Origin of the sequence: Streptomyces cylindrosporus (genome assembly GCF_022698165.1) — a bacterium.
GTDB classification, from domain to species: Bacteria; Actinomycetota; Actinomycetes; order Streptomycetales; family Streptomycetaceae; genus Streptomyces; species Streptomyces cylindrosporus.
Map to the genome: position 1 here is coordinate 365,996 of NZ_JALDAY010000002.1, position 14,943 is coordinate 380,938.

14 protein-coding genes are annotated in these 14,943 nt (G+C 71.0%); all 14 read right to left on the reverse strand.

Annotated features, from left to right (window positions below; genetic code table 11):
- Position 1 precedes the first annotated feature (1 nt).
- Entirely contained in the window at positions 2 to 643 is a 642-nt protein-coding gene (locus MQP27_RS06765; protein WP_242762225.1) for a 5'-methylthioadenosine/S-adenosylhomocysteine nucleosidase family protein, read from the reverse strand.
- Positions 643 to 2,649: a squalene--hopene cyclase gene (gene shc / locus MQP27_RS06770; RefSeq protein ID WP_242762226.1), complete on the reverse strand. Its 2,007-nt coding sequence runs from the start codon at positions 2,647 to 2,649 to the stop codon at positions 643 to 645. Before shc ends, MQP27_RS06765 begins: the two co-directional genes overlap by 1 nt.
- Positions 2,650 to 2,768: 119 nt before the next feature.
- Entirely contained in the window at positions 2,769 to 3,899 is a 1,131-nt protein-coding gene (locus MQP27_RS06775) for a polyprenyl synthetase family protein (RefSeq protein ID WP_242762227.1), read from the reverse strand.
- Positions 3,899 to 5,326: a hydroxysqualene dehydroxylase HpnE gene (gene hpnE, locus MQP27_RS06780; protein ID WP_242762228.1), complete on the reverse strand. Its 1,428-nt coding sequence runs from the start codon at positions 5,324 to 5,326 to the stop codon at positions 3,899 to 3,901. Before hpnE ends, MQP27_RS06775 begins: the two co-directional genes overlap by 1 nt.
- Positions 5,323 to 5,460, reverse strand: a complete 138-nt coding sequence (locus MQP27_RS51605; protein ID WP_372511140.1) for a DUF6380 family protein — start codon at positions 5,458 to 5,460, stop codon at positions 5,323 to 5,325. The genes hpnE and MQP27_RS51605 overlap by 4 nt, the downstream gene beginning before the upstream one ends.
- A complete protein-coding gene (gene hpnD, locus MQP27_RS06785; protein WP_242762230.1) occupies positions 5,460 to 6,410 on the reverse strand; it encodes a presqualene diphosphate synthase HpnD in 951 nt (316 codons plus the stop codon). The genes MQP27_RS51605 and hpnD overlap by 1 nt, the downstream gene beginning before the upstream one ends.
- Complete coding sequence (gene hpnC / locus MQP27_RS06790) at positions 6,407 to 7,309, reverse strand: squalene synthase HpnC (RefSeq protein ID WP_242762236.1); 903 nt, start codon at positions 7,307 to 7,309, stop codon at positions 6,407 to 6,409. The genes hpnD and hpnC overlap by 4 nt, the downstream gene beginning before the upstream one ends.
- Before the next feature lie 391 nt (positions 7,310 to 7,700).
- A complete protein-coding gene (locus MQP27_RS06795; RefSeq protein ID WP_242762237.1) occupies positions 7,701 to 8,477 on the reverse strand; it encodes an ABC transporter ATP-binding protein in 777 nt (258 codons plus the stop codon).
- Complete coding sequence (locus MQP27_RS06800; RefSeq protein WP_242762238.1) at positions 8,470 to 9,399, reverse strand: ABC transporter permease; 930 nt, start codon at positions 9,397 to 9,399, stop codon at positions 8,470 to 8,472. The genes MQP27_RS06795 and MQP27_RS06800 overlap by 8 nt, the downstream gene beginning before the upstream one ends.
- A gap of 38 nt (positions 9,400 to 9,437) precedes the next feature.
- The gene (locus tag MQP27_RS06805) at positions 9,438 to 10,310 is read right to left on the reverse strand and encodes a glycosyltransferase family 2 protein (RefSeq protein WP_242763592.1); all 873 of its coding nucleotides are present in this window, start codon (positions 10,308 to 10,310) and stop codon (positions 9,438 to 9,440) included.
- A 5-nt stretch (positions 10,311 to 10,315) separates the two neighbouring features.
- Positions 10,316 to 11,095 (reverse strand): CDP-alcohol phosphatidyltransferase family protein, encoded by a 780-nt coding sequence (locus tag MQP27_RS06810; RefSeq protein WP_242762239.1) that lies wholly within the window; start codon positions 11,093 to 11,095, stop codon positions 10,316 to 10,318.
- Positions 11,073 to 12,134, reverse strand: coding sequence for an iron-containing alcohol dehydrogenase family protein (locus MQP27_RS06815; protein WP_242762240.1), 1,062 nt, complete (start codon positions 12,132 to 12,134; stop codon positions 11,073 to 11,075). The genes MQP27_RS06810 and MQP27_RS06815 overlap by 23 nt, the downstream gene beginning before the upstream one ends.
- Positions 12,122 to 12,898, reverse strand: coding sequence for a phosphocholine cytidylyltransferase family protein (locus tag MQP27_RS06820; RefSeq protein WP_242762241.1), 777 nt, complete (start codon positions 12,896 to 12,898; stop codon positions 12,122 to 12,124). The genes MQP27_RS06815 and MQP27_RS06820 overlap by 13 nt, the downstream gene beginning before the upstream one ends.
- On the reverse strand, positions 12,895 to 14,679 hold the full coding sequence (locus MQP27_RS06825; RefSeq protein WP_242762243.1) for a DUF5941 domain-containing protein: 1,785 nt from the start codon (positions 14,677 to 14,679) through the stop codon (positions 12,895 to 12,897). The genes MQP27_RS06820 and MQP27_RS06825 overlap by 4 nt, the downstream gene beginning before the upstream one ends.
- Positions 14,680 to 14,943 lie beyond the last annotated feature (264 nt).

Genomic DNA, 14,943 nt, shown 5'->3' on the forward strand with positions numbered 1-14,943 from the left:
CTCACCTCCTGGGGAGCAGCAAGGAACGGTGCCATTCGAAGAAAGCTGGAAGTACGGAACGAAGGACGCGGAAGGCTGATATTCCACCGCGCACCGTGCCGATCCGGACGAGTTCATGTTCAGGAGCGTCCACGACCACCCGTACGGCCGCAACGGGGCGCTCGCCTGCGCGAACGGCGCTCAGGAGCGTCGCCGCGGATTCCATGTCGACCGCGATTGCGCCGGTCGTGAGCAGATCCGACCGTTCCTGACCGCGGACGACGTGATCGGAGCCGGTGAGCGGTCCGGTATGCACGGTGCGCCCGGGCACGGCCCGTACCAGCTCCTTGACGAGTAGGTCGGTTCCCACGCACGGAACGGTTCCGTCCGGGTCCCGGGTCTCCTCGGCCACCACGAGGTCGCCGGGGTGCATGCCGGGAGCGAGCCCCGCGCAGAACCCGGTGGCCAGCACGGCGGCCTCACGAAGCGCCGGATCGGCGAGGACTCGGGTGACCGAGCGCTCGGCCGCCCTGGGCCCCATGCCGGTGCGGAGCACGGTGACGGGCCCGCCGGCACCGCCGCGGTCGCCGGTGCGCAGGGCGAGGTGCTCGATGCCGAGCGCGCAGGCGATCAGCAGCGGGGCCGGAGCGGGCTGTGTGCTCATCAACCCCCCTTGACCTCGGCGAGAGGCTTCGCGGAGAAGGGCTCGCCGTTGACGTACCGGCCCAGCGCGGTGAGCGGGAACACCTGCCGGTAGAGGTGGTAGTTGATCGAGAAGTCCCAGGGGAAGCCGGTTCCGGTGAAGTACGGCTCGTCCCAGGAGCCGTCCTCCCGCTGGGTGGCCGCGAGCCACTCGACGCCGCGCTCGACGGCCTTGGAGTCCCTCTCCCCCGCCGCGAGCAGCGCCATCAGCGCCCACGCGGTCTGCGAGGCGGTGGAGGCGCCCTTGCCGCTCCACTTCTTGGCGTCCTTGTACGAGCGGAGGTCCTCGCCCCAGCCGCCGTCGTCGTTCTGCACGGACTCCAGCCAGGCCACGGCCCGCCGGATCGCCGGGTGCGAGCCGGGGAACCCGGCCGCGACCAGAGCGGGCACGACGGACCCGGTGCCGTAGATGTAGTTGACGCCCCAGCGCCCGAACCACGAGCCGTCCGGCTCCTGTTCGGCGAGCAGCCACTCGATGCCGCGCCGGGTGCGCGGGTCGTGCGAGAGGCCCTCGACCGCAAGCATCTCCACCACGTGCGCGGTGACGTCGGCGGACGGCGGGTCGATGACCTCGCCGAAGTCGCAGAACGGCAGCCGGTTGGGGAACGGGCTGGTGTTGTCGACGTCGAAGGCGCCCCAGGCCCCGTTCTTCGACTGCATCCCGAGGTTCCAGCGCACCCCGCGCCCGATCGCCCGGTCCACCCGCTCCGGGTCGTGGTGCTTGACCCGGCGCAGGGCGAGGACGACCTCGGCGGTGTCGTCGATGTCGGGGTAGTTGTCGTTGTGGAACTCGAACGCCCAGCCGCCGGGCGGCAGTTGGGGTCGCTTCACGGCCCAGTCGCCGGGCCGGACGATCTCCTCGCCGAGCATCCAGTCGGCGGCCTTGACGAGCTGCGGATGGTCGGCGGGCACGCCCGCGTCCACGAGCGCGATGGTCGCCAGGCACGTGTCCCACACGGGCGACTGGCAGGCCTCGACCATCCGGGCGCCGTCCTCGCGCCACACGGCGAAACGGTCCAGCGAGGCCAACCCCTCGCGCATCACCGGGTGTTCGAGGTCGTAGCCCAGCAGGTACAGCGCGATCACCGAGTACACGGCGGGTGGCTGGATGCCGCCCCAGCAGCCGTCGTTCTCCTGCCGCTCGATGATCCAGCGCGCCGCGGAGTTCATCGCCGACCTGCGCAGTCCGCGCGGGACGACCTTGCGCAGCCGGTGCAGCGCCTTGTCCAGACGCTGGAAGGCGCCGTCCCAACTGGCCGCCGGGGCAAGGGGTTTCGGCGGGTTCGGGTTGTCCGGGTCGGTGTGCAGCTCGTCGAGCGGGAAGGGCGCGGGCCGCACCGGCCGCTTCGCGGAGACGATCGTCAGCGGGACGATCGTCTGCCGGGCCCAGCACCCGAAGTCGTAGATGTTGAGCGGCACCCACTTGGGGAAGTAGATGAGTTCCGGCGGGAGTTCGGGCAGGTCCTCCCACTTCCACCAGCCGAACAGCGCGAGCCAGATCCGGGTGAAGACCCGGGAGGCGGCGATCCCGCCCCGCGCGCGGATCCACGCCGAGGCCTTCGCCATGTGGGGGGCGTCCGGCTCGTCGCCGGCGAGGCGGAGGGCGACGTACGCCTCGACGGTGGTGGAGAGTTCGCCGGGGCCGCCGTAGAAGCTGGCCCAGGTGCCGTCCTCGCGCTGCTCGCCGCGGATGAACAGCGCCGCGGCGTGCGCGGTCGCCTCGTCGAGGATGCCCAGGAACTGCCGCAGCAGCAGGTCCTCGGCGTCCATGGTCACGTTGGTCTCGAGGTCGCCCTTCCACCAGCCCTGGGCGTCCTGCCGGGAGAGCAGGAAGGCGGTGGAGCGTTGTACCGCGCGTACGGCGACGTCGTGCACCCCCGTCGCCACGGGGTTCGTGCTGTCGGTTTCGCTGGCCGAGGCTGCCCGGGGCGGCAGTGCCCCGGTGCTTCCGTCGGTCGTCGCTGTCATGGCTTCCCCTTCGTGCAGTCGTGCGAGTCGTGCTGCTGTGGGTCCGCCGTCGGCCGGTGCCCTGATGGTGCCTTCGGCACCGGCCGGCGACTACGCGAGGGCTATTCGACCGATAGTGATCATCTCTTTCGTACGACGACGAAGTCCGCGAGCGCCGCGAACCGGGCCCTCACCCGGTCGGGCATGTCGATGGCGTCCAGCGCCTCGATGGCGGTGGTGTACTGACGGCGCGCCTCCTCGGCCGTCCATTCCCGGCCGCCCGCCTCCTCGATGAGGGCGGCGCGGGCCGCGAACTCCTCCTCGGAGAAGTTCTCGAAGTCGCTGCTCTTGGCGTCGGCCGCGAGGATCTCGCCGAGCTGGTCGGAGGCGGGTCCGCCCGCCGCGAGCGCGGCCACGACCGGCAGGGACTTCTTGCGCTGGCGCAGGTCGCTCCAGGTCTGCTTGCCGGTGGAGACCGGGTCGCCCCAGATGCCGAGGAGGTCGTCGACGGCCTGGAAGGCGAGGCCCAGGTGGTAGCCGTACCTCTCCAGCGTGTCGGCGGTGCGGTCGTCCGCGCCGCCGAGCACCGCGCCGATGGAGGAGGCGCAGGCGAGCAGGGCGCCGGTCTTGTTGCCCTCCATCTCCAGGCACTCCTCGACGCTGACGCGGTCGCGGTGCTCGTAGGAGATGTCCTGCGCCTGGCCGTCGATCAGGGCGCGGGTGGCGCTGGTCAGGCGGCGGGTGGCGCGGCCCGCCTCGACCGAGCCGAGCTCCAGCAGCACCTCGTTGGCCAGGGCGAACAGGGCGTCGCCGACCAGGATCGCCTGGGCGGGGCCGTGCACCTTCCAGACGGTGTCGCGGTGGCGGCGCTGTTCGTCGCCGTCCATCAGGTCGTCGTGCAGGAGCGAGAAGTTGTGGACCAGCTCGACGGCGACGGCGCCGGGGATGCCGACCTCGGGCGCGGCGCCGGTCACCTCGGCGGACAGGACCGCGAGGGCGGGGCGCACGGCCTTGCCGCCGCCGCCGGCCGCGGGGTTGCCCTCGGCGTCGATCCAGCCGAAGTGGTAGGCGGAAACGGTGTCCATGGGAGGGGCCAGGCGGTCCACGGCCGCCCGCAGTACCGGTGTGGCAAGGGTCCGGCCGCGCTCCAGGAGCGCGGTCACGTCCACCGCGTCGGCAGCCGTCTCGGCCGGGGGCACAGTGGGCACAGTCTCTCCTCTTGTTGCGGTACCGGGGGTGCGGGGGCCGCCTGCCGCCTGCTGGTCGAGCATCACGCCGCCTCCTCGAACTCGAAGAGGCGAGCGGGGCGGGGCCGGCCCAGGGCGGCGAGCGCGGCGTCCGCCGCACTCACACCACTGCGGACCGCACTCTCCATGGTCGCGGGCCACCCGGTGGCGGTCCACGCTCCGGCCAGGTAGAGGCCGGGGGCTTTCGTTCGGGCGCCGGGCCGCAGCCGTCCGACGCCGGGGCTCGGAGCGAACGTCGCCGTGCGCTCCCTGGTCACGAAGAAGTCCTTCACCTCCGCGCCGCGCGTACCCGGAAGCAAGCGTTCCAACTCGGGCAGATAGCGCTCGCGCAGCACGGCGACCGGCTCGTCGATCTCGTCCCGCACGGCCGACTGGGACAGCGCGAGGTACTGGCCCTCGCGCAGCCCGGAGGCGTCGGTCCGGTCGAAGACCCATTGGACGGGGGTGCCGAGGGCCGCGAAGAACGGCTTGTCGAGCACCTTGCGGTCGTAGACGACATGGACGTTGAGGATCGGCGCGGTGCCGATCTGAAGAAGATTTTCCGGGGCGTCGAGCGCGCCGTGAGGCAGCAGGTCATGGGCCTCGCGCTGGGGTACGGCGAGCACGACGGAGTCCGCGGTGAGGGTCTCGCCGGGAACCTGGACGCTCCAACGCCCGTTCTCGTCAGTAGAGATGGAGGTGACGCGTGTACGGACCTCGGTACGCACGCCCGCGGAGTCGAGCGCCTTGCGGGCGAGCCGGTCATGCAGTTCACCCAGCGGGACGCGCGCCCATCCGATGTCGGCCGCGCCCGGGTCGGACAGCAGACCGGTCTTGAACACCATCGCGGCGAGCCCCAGCGAGGAGTCGCCCGCGACCGCGTTGAGGGTGGCGACCCCGACCAGGTCCCACAGGGCCTCGACGGCACGCGCCGACTGACCGTGCGCGGTCAGCCAGCTGCCGAAGTCCTGCGTGTCCAGGTTCGGATCGGCGAGGTCGAGCCCCTTGAGCGCGAGCGCGGCACGCCCCACCCTGGCCCGCTCGGCGAGCGAGAGGTGCGGATACGTGGCGAGGCTGCGCCCCAGGTGCAGCGGCACCGGCAGCGCGTCGCGCCGCAGCCGTCCAAGGCGCCGCCCCTCGGGCTTGTCGACGTCGAGAACGGGCACGTCGAGACGATCCTGCAGCGGCGCCAGCGCCGTCCCCTCGATGCGGTCGAGGAACCAGCGGTAGGCGGTGCAGCAGCGCAGGTAGACGTGCTGTCCGTTGTCGACGGTCAGTTCGCCGCGCTGGAAGGAGAAGGCGAGACCGCCCAGTCTCGGCCTGCCCTCGATCAGGGTGACGCGGACACCCGCGTCGGCCAGTGCGAGCGCCGCGGTGATGCCGGCGAGCCCGCCGCCGATCACGACGGCGTCCCGCCCGCCTCGTTCCGGCACGTCGGCGGCCGGTTCCTCGGACTGTGTGCCCTCGCTCATCGTGCGCCCTCCCCTGCGCGACCGCCGTGGTTGAACCGTGCACGGCAGGCCGTTGCAGTCAGGGACGCGGTCCCCGCCCGGAGGGTTGCGTGCCGCATTTCGCCGATAGAGTCACCTTGGGCCGTTTTGTCCATCAGGCGCGCCTCCTGACGGTCCTCCGCGTCACATGCCGGGTGTCGAGGCCGGACAGGCCGCGGACGGCGACGTACGCCTTCTCCCGCCCCGGCAGCGAGACCCGGCCGCGCAGTACCGCCTCGGGGTCGCGCTCGATGCGGTCGAGCAGACGGCGGTAGATGCCGGCCATCGCGGCGACACAGGCGCCACTGCGCCGGTCGAGCATGGGGAGCAGCCGGTAGCCCTCGGCGAAAAGGGCGCGGGCCCGTCGCACCTCGAAGTGCACGAGGCCCGCGAAGTCGGAGCCCTCCGGCGGGGTCGGGCCGTTGAAGCCGGCCGAGCACCCGAACTTCGCGAGGTCGTCGGAGGGCAGATAGGTACGCCCGCCCTCGGCGTCCTCGCGGACGTCTCTGAGGATGTTGGTGAGCTGCAGCGCGAGCCCGAGGGTGTCGGCGTACTCCGCTGCGCGCTCGGCGCCGCGCGCCCCCGGTTCCGTGCCGAACACACCGAGCGAGAGGCGTCCGATGGCGCCGGCGACGCAGCGGCAGTAGACCTTCAGGTCGTCCCAGGTCTCGTAGGTCTCGCCGCGTACGTCCATCAGTACGCCGTCGATCAGCTCGTCCAGGCCGCCGAGCGGGATCGGGAAGACCTCCGCGGCATGGGCGAGGGCGACCGCGACCGGGTCGACGTCGTCCTCGGCGACCTCGCCCGCGCGCACCCGGGTCAGCAGCGCCCGGGTGTCCTCGAGTCTCGCCGCCTTGACGTCGTCCGCCAGCGCGCCGTCGCCGATGTCGTCGACACGCCGGGAGAACGCGTACAGCGCCGACATCGCGCGACGCTTGGGCGTCGGCAGCAGCCTGATGCCGTACGCGAAGTTGCGTGCCTGCTGTCCGGTGACGGCCTCGCAGTAGCTGTAGGCGGCGAGTACCGGTGCGGACACGTGTTGTTCCGACTCCACGGTCCGGATCACCCCTCTCCTCGCAGAGTCACGCCCACCTCGCGCAGCAGCCGGAGCTTGCCGGGCTTGGGCGGGCCGGGAAGTACGTCGTATTCGGCGGCGGCGACCGCGTGGATCGCCGCCCTTCCTCCCGCCACGAAGCCCGCGAGCAGCAGCTTCAACCTGCCGTGGACGCTACCCACCAGGGGGGCGCCTTCATTCAGGAGACCGCGGGCGCGTTCTGCTTCGTATGCAACCAGTGCGCGCACCGATGCGCCCGCGGTTTTCGTGGCCAGATCCGACTCCTGGACATGAAAGTGCTTCATGTCCTCGGCGGGCAGGTAGATGCGGTCGCGGCCGAGGTCCTCGGCGACGTCCTGAAGGTGTTCGACGATCTGGAGGGCCGTGCAGATCGCGTCCGAGAGCCGGACCCGCTCGGGGGTCGAGGTGCCCGTGACGGAGAGCACCAGACGGCCGACCGGATTGGCCGACAGTTCGCAGTAGGCAAGCAGGTCGTCGTAGGTCTCGTAGCGACTGACGAGCTGGTCCTGGCGGTTGGCGGCGATCAGGCCGAGAAAGGGCTCGGGGGTGAGCGAGCGGCGCCGGACCGTGGGCTGCAGGCGGCGCAGCAGGGGGTGACGCGGCTCTCCGGAGAAGACCCTGTTCAGGTCGGCCTCGAAGGCGTCCAGCAGCAGCAGCCGGTCCTCGGCGTCCGCGGGCGACACGCCGAGCAGCCTGGCATCGGCGCCACCGGGGGCCAGGTCGCCGTCGCCGATGTCGTCGACGAGGCGGGCGAAGCCGTACACGGCCATGAGGTCGTCGCGCCAGGCCCTGGGCAGGAAGAAGGGGGCCACGGGGAAGTTCTCGCTCGCGGCCTTGTCGAGCGTGCCGCGCTCCGGATCGGCGGGGCGCGGCGCACCGGCTCCCGTCACCGCTCGCCGCCCGGGGCGGGGACGGCACAGGCAGCAGCGCTGAGCTGGGGAGTTTCCGTAGCCATTGCCGTCACATCTCCCGTTCTACACCGCAGACCCAATACACACTATTTCGGACACGCCGCCCGGCCGTCCGCACGCCTGTCCCGCTTGTGGGTGTCGCGCATTATCGCCCCACTTTGCCGCGTTTCGGGACCGGTACAGCTTACGTTGTACAACGCAGCGAGCTTCCCTGGGGTGTCCTGCACATCACAACAACACACCGATTGGCGTCAAGATTCCTAAGGCCGAGCCGAGTTGACGTTTCCTTTGCAGACGCGGGGCCCCGCCGCGAAGGTTGCGGCAGGGCCCTGCGATCCGTCCTGGCCAGTTGCGTCCAGGGCCGGGTGGACTACTTGCCCGTGAACTTCTCGTACTCCTTGAGGACCTCTTCGGTCGGTCCGTCCAGGCGCAGCTCGCCGCGTTCCAGCCACAGGACGCGGTCGCAGGTGTCGCGGATCGACTTGTTGCTGTGACTGACGAGAAACACCGTGCCGGCCTGCTTGCGCAGTTCGCGGATGCGCTCCTCGGAGCGGATCTGGAACTTGCGGTCACCGGTGGCCAGCGCCTCGTCGATCATGAGGACGTCGTGGTCCTTGGCGGCGGCGATGGAGAAGCGCAGGCGGGCCGCCATGCCGGAGGAGTAGGTGCGCATCGGCAGGGTGATGAAGTCGCCCTTCTCGTTGATGCCGGAGAAGTCGACGATCCCCTGGTAGCGCTCCTTGATCTGCTCGCGGGACATGCCCATCGCGAGCCCGCCCAGGATGACGTTCCGCTCGCCCGTCAGGTCGTTCATCAGGGCCGCGTTGACACCCAGCAGCGAGGGCTGGCCGTTGGTGTAGACGCGGCCGCTCTCGGCGGGCAGCAGGCCGGCGATGGCGCGCAGCAGGGTCGACTTGCCAGAGCCGTTGGAGCCGATCAGGCCGATGGCCTCGCCTCGGTAGGCGACGAAGGAGACGCCCTTGACGGCATGCACCTTGCGCACCCCGCGCTCCTCGCCGCGCTTGAGGATGCGGCTCAGGGCGGCGGTGGCGCTGCCCTTGCCGGTCTTGGCGCCGTGCACGCGGTACACGATGTGCAGCTCGTCGGCGATGACCGTGGGGATGCGCTCCTCGTGCTGCTCAGCCACGGCCGTACCTCTCCTCCGCCTTCCAGAAGTACACGAAGCCGCCGAGGGCGATCAGCGCCGCCCAGCCGCCCGCGACCGCCCAGGCGTGGTCGGGGAGGTTCTCGGAGCCGTAGCCCTCGATCAGCGCGAAGCGCATCAGGTCCATGTAGATCGCGGCCGGGTTCAGCTGCAGGACGTTGGCCAGCCACTGCGGCTTGTCCGCCAGGAAGATCGGGATGGAGAACATCACGCCCGACGCGTACATCCACGTACGCATCACGAACGGCATCAGCTGCGCCAGGTCCGGGGTCCTGGAGCCCGCGCGGGCGAAGATCAGCGCGAGGCCGGTGTTGAAGAGGAACTGAAGGACGAGCACCGGGACGATCAACAGCCAGGACAGGTCCGGGTAGCTGCCGAAGGCGGCGGCCACGGCGAACAGCACGATCATCGAGTACAGCAGTTGCTGGAGTTGCTGAAGCGCGAAGGAGATCGGCAGCGAGGCGCGCGGGAAGTGCAGCGCGCGGACCAGGCCGAGGTTGCCGGAGATCGCGCGGACGCCCGCCATCACGGAGCTCTGCGTGAAGGTGAACACGAAGACGCCGGTGACCAGGAACGGGATGTAGACGTCGTGGTCCAGGCCGCGGTTCGCCTTGAGGATCATGCCGAAGATGAAGAAGTACACGGCCGCGTTCAGCAGCGGCGTGGCCACCTGCCACAGCTGGCCGAGCTTGGCCTGGCTGTACTGGGCGGTCAGCTTCGCCCGGGAGAAGGCGAGGATGAAGTGACGCCGGTCCCAGAGCTGGCGGACGTACTCGGCGAGGGAGGGCCGGGCGCCGCTCACGGTCAGGCCGTACCTGGCGGCGAGCCCGGCAGCCGTGAGGCCCTCCTCGGGCGACACGCCGGTGCCGAGGGCGACCGTGGCGTCGTGGGTTGTCTCACTCACTGCTGGAAACTTTCTTCTGGCTCACAGGAAAGAGCTTGTCAGATCACAGGAGGCCGGCCCAGTCGGGTCAGCCGCCACACGGTGCGCCACTTCATGGGCCGTCGCGGGCCGCAGGGAGTGGTCCAGCCCTCCCGGAACCCGCCGAACCACGCCCGGAGCGCGGGCCGCGAGGGGCGGCGGACGAGGGTGAGCAGCAGCCAGACCCCGAGGTAGACCGGGACCAGGAGCGCGGGGAGGTTGCGGCGGGCGAGCCAGACCCGGTTGCGGGCGACCATGCGGTGGTAGACCGCGTGCCGCGAGGGCGCGGTGGTGGGATGGAACAGCACCATGTCGGACCGGTAGTCGATCATCCAGCCCGCGTCGAGAGCCCGCCATGCCAGGTCGGTTTCCTCGTGGGCGTAGAAGAATGCGTCCGGCAGCCCGCCGACTTCGGCGAAGACCTGGGTGCGTACAGCGTTGGCGCCGCCGAGGAAGGTGGTGACCCGGGAGGAGCGCATCGGGTCCGCGGCGCGCAGGCGCGGCACGTGGCGGCGCTGGGTGACCCCGGTGTCGGGGTCGGCGATGCGGAAGCTGATGATGCCGAGCCTCGGGTCGGCCTCGAAGGCCTTGCGGCACAGCTCGGCGGTGTCGTGGCCGGCCAGGAGTCCGTCGTCGTCCAGGAACATCAATATGTCGACGTCGCGGCCGCTGGGCCCGAAGGCCTCGATGCCGACGTTGCGCCCGCCGGGGATGCCGAGGTTCTCGGGCAGCTCGACGGTCCGCACGCCCTCGGGGACGTCCGGGACCGGCGAGCCGTTGCCGACCACGACCACCTCGACCAGGTCGCCGTCCTGCTTGGCGAGCGAGTCGAGCAGGGCGCGGAGTTCGTCGGGGCGGTTGCCCATGGTGATGATCACCGCGCCGACCTTCATGCCGGTCACTTCAGCCTGCTCGACGCGAGGATGGAGACCAGGTGCAGCAGGGTCTGGAGCAGCGCGATCCCGGCCAGTACGGCGACGCCGAGGCGGGAGAAGAACAGGTCGCCGCGGAGGTTGTCGACGACGGCCAGGACCAGGATCAGCAGGGACGCCTCGATGCCGAGGATCAGCCGGTGGAACTTCAGCAGGGACGCGGCCTTGCGGGCCAGCGCCATGCCGGAGGAGCGCATCTCGGCGGCGGACTCCTGGACGGGCGGCTTGCCCGCCTGGTGCCGGGCGACGCCGACCAGGTCGGTCTCCGCCTTGATCAGGATCGCGCCGAGCGCGGCGAGGGTGCCGAGGAAGGCCCACAGCCAGTCGATACGACCGCTGCCGAACAGGTCGGCGGCGCGCAGCCCGAAGCCGACGAGCACGGCGGCGTCGGTGAGGTAGGCGCCGACGCGGTCCAGGTAGACGCCGTTGAGGGAGTACTGCTTCTTCCAGCGCGCGATCTCGCCGTCGACGCAGTCGAGGAGCAGGTACATCTGGACGCAGACCACGCCGAGCACGGCGCCCGGGATCCCCGGCACGAGCAGTGCCGGGGCCGCGAGCACGCCGAAGACGGTCATCAGGTACGTGAGCTGGTTGGGCGTGACCCTGGTGTTCACCAGGTAGCGGTCGACCCGCAGGGACACCTCACGCATGTAGAGGCGTCCCATCCAGTGCTCACCGCTGCGCCGGTCCTTGACCCCCGCGGGGTGGACGACCGGGCGGAGTTCAGCTACCGATGGCCTTGACATAGTCGGCGTATGTGTCCTTGATCTGGTCGGTTTTCAGGTCGAGGTGTTCGAGGATCGTGTAGCGGCCGGGGCGGGTCTCGGGGGCGAACTCCACGGCGCGGACGAACTCGTCCACGCTGAAGCCGATCTCCTCCGGGAGCACCGGCAGTCCGTGCCGGCGCAGCACCTCGGCCATGTAGGCGGACTCCTCGTGGGCTCCGCGCAGGTACATCGCGAAGGCCGCGCCCAGGCCGCACTGCTCGCCGTGGGCGGCGGCGCGCTTGGGGTAGAGCAGGTCGAAGGCGTGGTTGATCTCGTGGCAGGCGCCCGAGGACGGGCGGGAGTCGCCCGACACGGACATGGCGATACCGGTGAGGACCAGCGCCTCGGCCAGCACCTGCAGGAAGCCGTCGTCGCCGACGCCGCCCGGGTGCCGCAGCACCGCCTCGCCGGCCTGGCGGGCCATGGCCGCGGCGAGACCGTCGATCTTCTCGCCCTTGACGCGGCCCGCGAGCTCCCAGTCGGCGACCGCGGAGATGTTGGAGATCGCGTCGCCGATGCCCGAGCGCACGAAGCGGACGGGTGCTTCACGGATCACGTTCAGGTCGATGACGACCGCGATCGGGTTCGGCACGCCGTAGGAGCCGCGGCCCGCGTCGTTGTCGAGCGTGGCGACCGGCGAGCACAGGCCGTCGTGCGCCAGGTTGGTGGCGACGGCGACCAGCGGGAGGCCGACGCGCGCCGCGGCGAACTTGGCGCAGTCGATGATCTTGCCGCCGCCGAGCCCGACGACCGCGTCGAAACGGCCGGCCTTTATGTCGGCGGCCAGCCGCACGGCGTCGTCGATGGTGCCGCCGCCGACCTCGTACCAGGTCGCGCCGGGCAGGGTCGGTTCGAGCCGTGCGCGCAGCCGGGCGCCCGAACCGCCGCTGACGGCGATGGCGAGCCTGCCGGACTGCGAGATCCGCTCGTCGGCGAGCACGCAGGCCAAGTCGTCGAGGGCACCCGGGCGGATGTCCACGACGACCGGGGACGGAATCAGCCTCGTCAGTACTGGCACGCGATCTCCCGTCCGCGGGCGAGATCGTCGTGGTTGTCGATCTCGACCCACTTGACGTCGCCGATCGGCGCCACATCGATCCGGAAGCCTCGGTTCACCAGTTCCTGGTACCCGTGCTCGTAGAACTGCTGCGGGTCGGTCTCCCAGACGGCCTTGAGGGCGTCGGCCAGCTCGGCGGCGGCGTCGCCCTCGATGAGGGTGACGCCGATGTACTCGCCGGTGGCCTCGGCGGGGTCCATCAGCTTGGTGATCTTCGTCATGCCCTTCTCGGGGTCGACGACGACCTTCATCTCCTCGTCGGCGAGGTTCTTCACCGTGTCCAGGGCCAGGATGATCCGCCTGCCCTCGCCGCGCGCGGCGAGCAGCGTCTTCTCGACGGAGACCGGGTGGACGGTGTCGCCGTTGGCGAGGATCACACCGTCCTTGAGGGCGTCACGCCCGCACCACAGGGAGTAGGCGTTGTTCCACTCCTCGGCCTTGTCGTTGTCGATGAGGGTGAGCTTGAGGCCGTACTTCTGCTCCAGGGCCGCCTTGCGCTCGTACACGGCCTCCTTGCGGTAGCCGACGATGATCGCGACCTCGGTCAGGCCGATCTCGGCGAAGTTGCCGAGGGTGAGGTCGAGCACCGTGATCGCCGCGGCGGAGCCGCTGACGGATGCAGCCTCTATACCGGCGGGCCCCACCGGCACCAGCGCCTTGGGCAGGCTGTCGGTGTAGGGGCGCAGACGCCGCCCGGCGCCCGCCGCCAGCACGAGGCCGATCATGCGGTTTCTCCTTCATCGTGTACGGCGGGCGCCCCTGCGGACACCCAGAAGCGGATGCTCTCGACGAGCACCAGCAGGGCGACGGCCACGGCGAGCACCGTGAGCGCGACCTTGAACTGCGAGGCGGTGAGCGCGGCGGCCAGGACGGTGACGAGCAGCGTCCGCCCTTCGTGCCCCCCGACGGCGCGCACCAGCCAGGCCGGGGGCGCTCCGGCGTTGCCGCGGATGCGGTACACCGTGTCGTAGTGATGGTAGGCGACAGCCGCTACCAGGCCGAAAGCCGCGGGAAGGACTCCGTTCACCCCTGATTTGGCTGCCAGCACCAGGACGGTGCCGTACTCGGCGGCCCGGAAGAAGGGGGGAACGAGCCAGTCCAGGGCGCCCTTGAGGGGACGGGAGACGGCGACGGCGGACAGCAGGACATAGCCGACGGCGGCCAGGACGGTCGGCCAGTCTCCGCCCCAGACTGCGGCGGAGATCACTACCAGCAGACCGCCGGCCGCGGCGGCCACGGGCGCCGGGAAGCGGGGGGCGACACGCGCCACGGCCTCGGAAAGCGGCCCGTTGTCCGCGAGGTCGGCCAGCGCCTGCGCCGCCCGGTCCGTGCGCTGCGCCTTCCGCGTCAGCGAGCGCAGCACCCGGCCCGCAGTGGTGTAAGTCGCCGCGAACGCGCAGCCGACGAGCAGCACCCAGAAGGTGATCCGGGGTGTGGTGACCGCCGTGAGGACCGCGATCATCGCCCAGCGCTCGCCGATCGGCAGCACGATCATCCGGCGTACCCACACCGTCCAGCCGACGCTGTCGAGCTTGTCCGAAAGGGCCGCGGTGGGGCTGGTGTTGGCGGTGGCGTCGTGGTTCGCCTCGTTGAAGGAGAAGTCGACGACGTGCCGGCAGGTCTGCAGGATCATCGCGCCGAGCGCCAACGCCCATACGTCGTCGCCGCCTTGGGCCGCGCCCAGCGCCAACCCCGCGTAGTAGGCGTACTCCTTGATGCGGTCGAAGGTGGCGTCCAGCCAGGCGCCGAGCGTGGAGTACTGGAGGGAGTAGCGGGCCAACTGGCCGTCGGTGCAGTCCAGTACGAAGGACGCGATGAGCAGGACGCCGGCCGCGACGAAGCCGCCGCGGGTGCCGGTGGCCGCGCAGGCCGCCGCGATCAGCGCGGTCAGCAGCGAGGCGGTGGTGACCTGGTTCGGGGTCAGGCCGCGGCGGGCGCACCAGCGGGCGATGTAGCGGGAGTAGGGGCTGATGAAGAAGGTGGTGAAGAAGCCGTCGCGGGACTTCACGGCCGACTTCAGGCGTACGGCTTCGTCGTCGACGTCGGCGACGGCCTGCCGTGCCTCGTTGCGGGCCTGCGGGTCGGCCGGGACGGCGGCGATGAGGCTGCCGAGCTCGGGGCGGTGGACGCCGGCCTCCTCGGCGTCCAGGGCGGTGACGACGCGGTCGGCGAGGCTGTCCACCGCGACGGCCGTACCGCCGCCGGACGAGTTCTCGCGGGCCAGTGCGCGGGTGAGCGCGACCCGGCCCCCGGGCTGTGCGGTGACGGCGCCGGGGATCGCGGCGAGCGGGAAGCGCGGGTCGGTCAGGCCGAGGCGCAGCGCGTGCAGGTGGCCGACGAAGCGGGCGTCGACGAGGGCCACGCGCCCGTCGCAGGGTGCCTCGGCGACCAGCCGTTCGGCGTCCGCGGCGTCGACGGCGACCCGCACGTCGAAGCCGAGGGACCGCAGATCGCCCTCGATCGACGATCCGGGGACCGGCTGACCGGTGAGGATGGCGGTCGACAACCGAACTCACTCCCTGGGTGCCGGCGCCCTGGCGCCGGTCATGTGCATGGTGTGGGCGCCGCCTTGGAGGCTCCGGGCGGGCGGCATGTCGGCAGAGGCTATCGGATGCCCGGAGGCTTGCGTTCACCGGCCGTTCACGGGCCGATCAACGCCGTCTCCACTGGCCTTTGCCGCGATCATCATCGGTGATCCGGGGCTCCGCCCACAAACCGCGCCTGACGGACCGGGCATTCCGGGACATTGGGTGACGTGCTGAAACGTCGG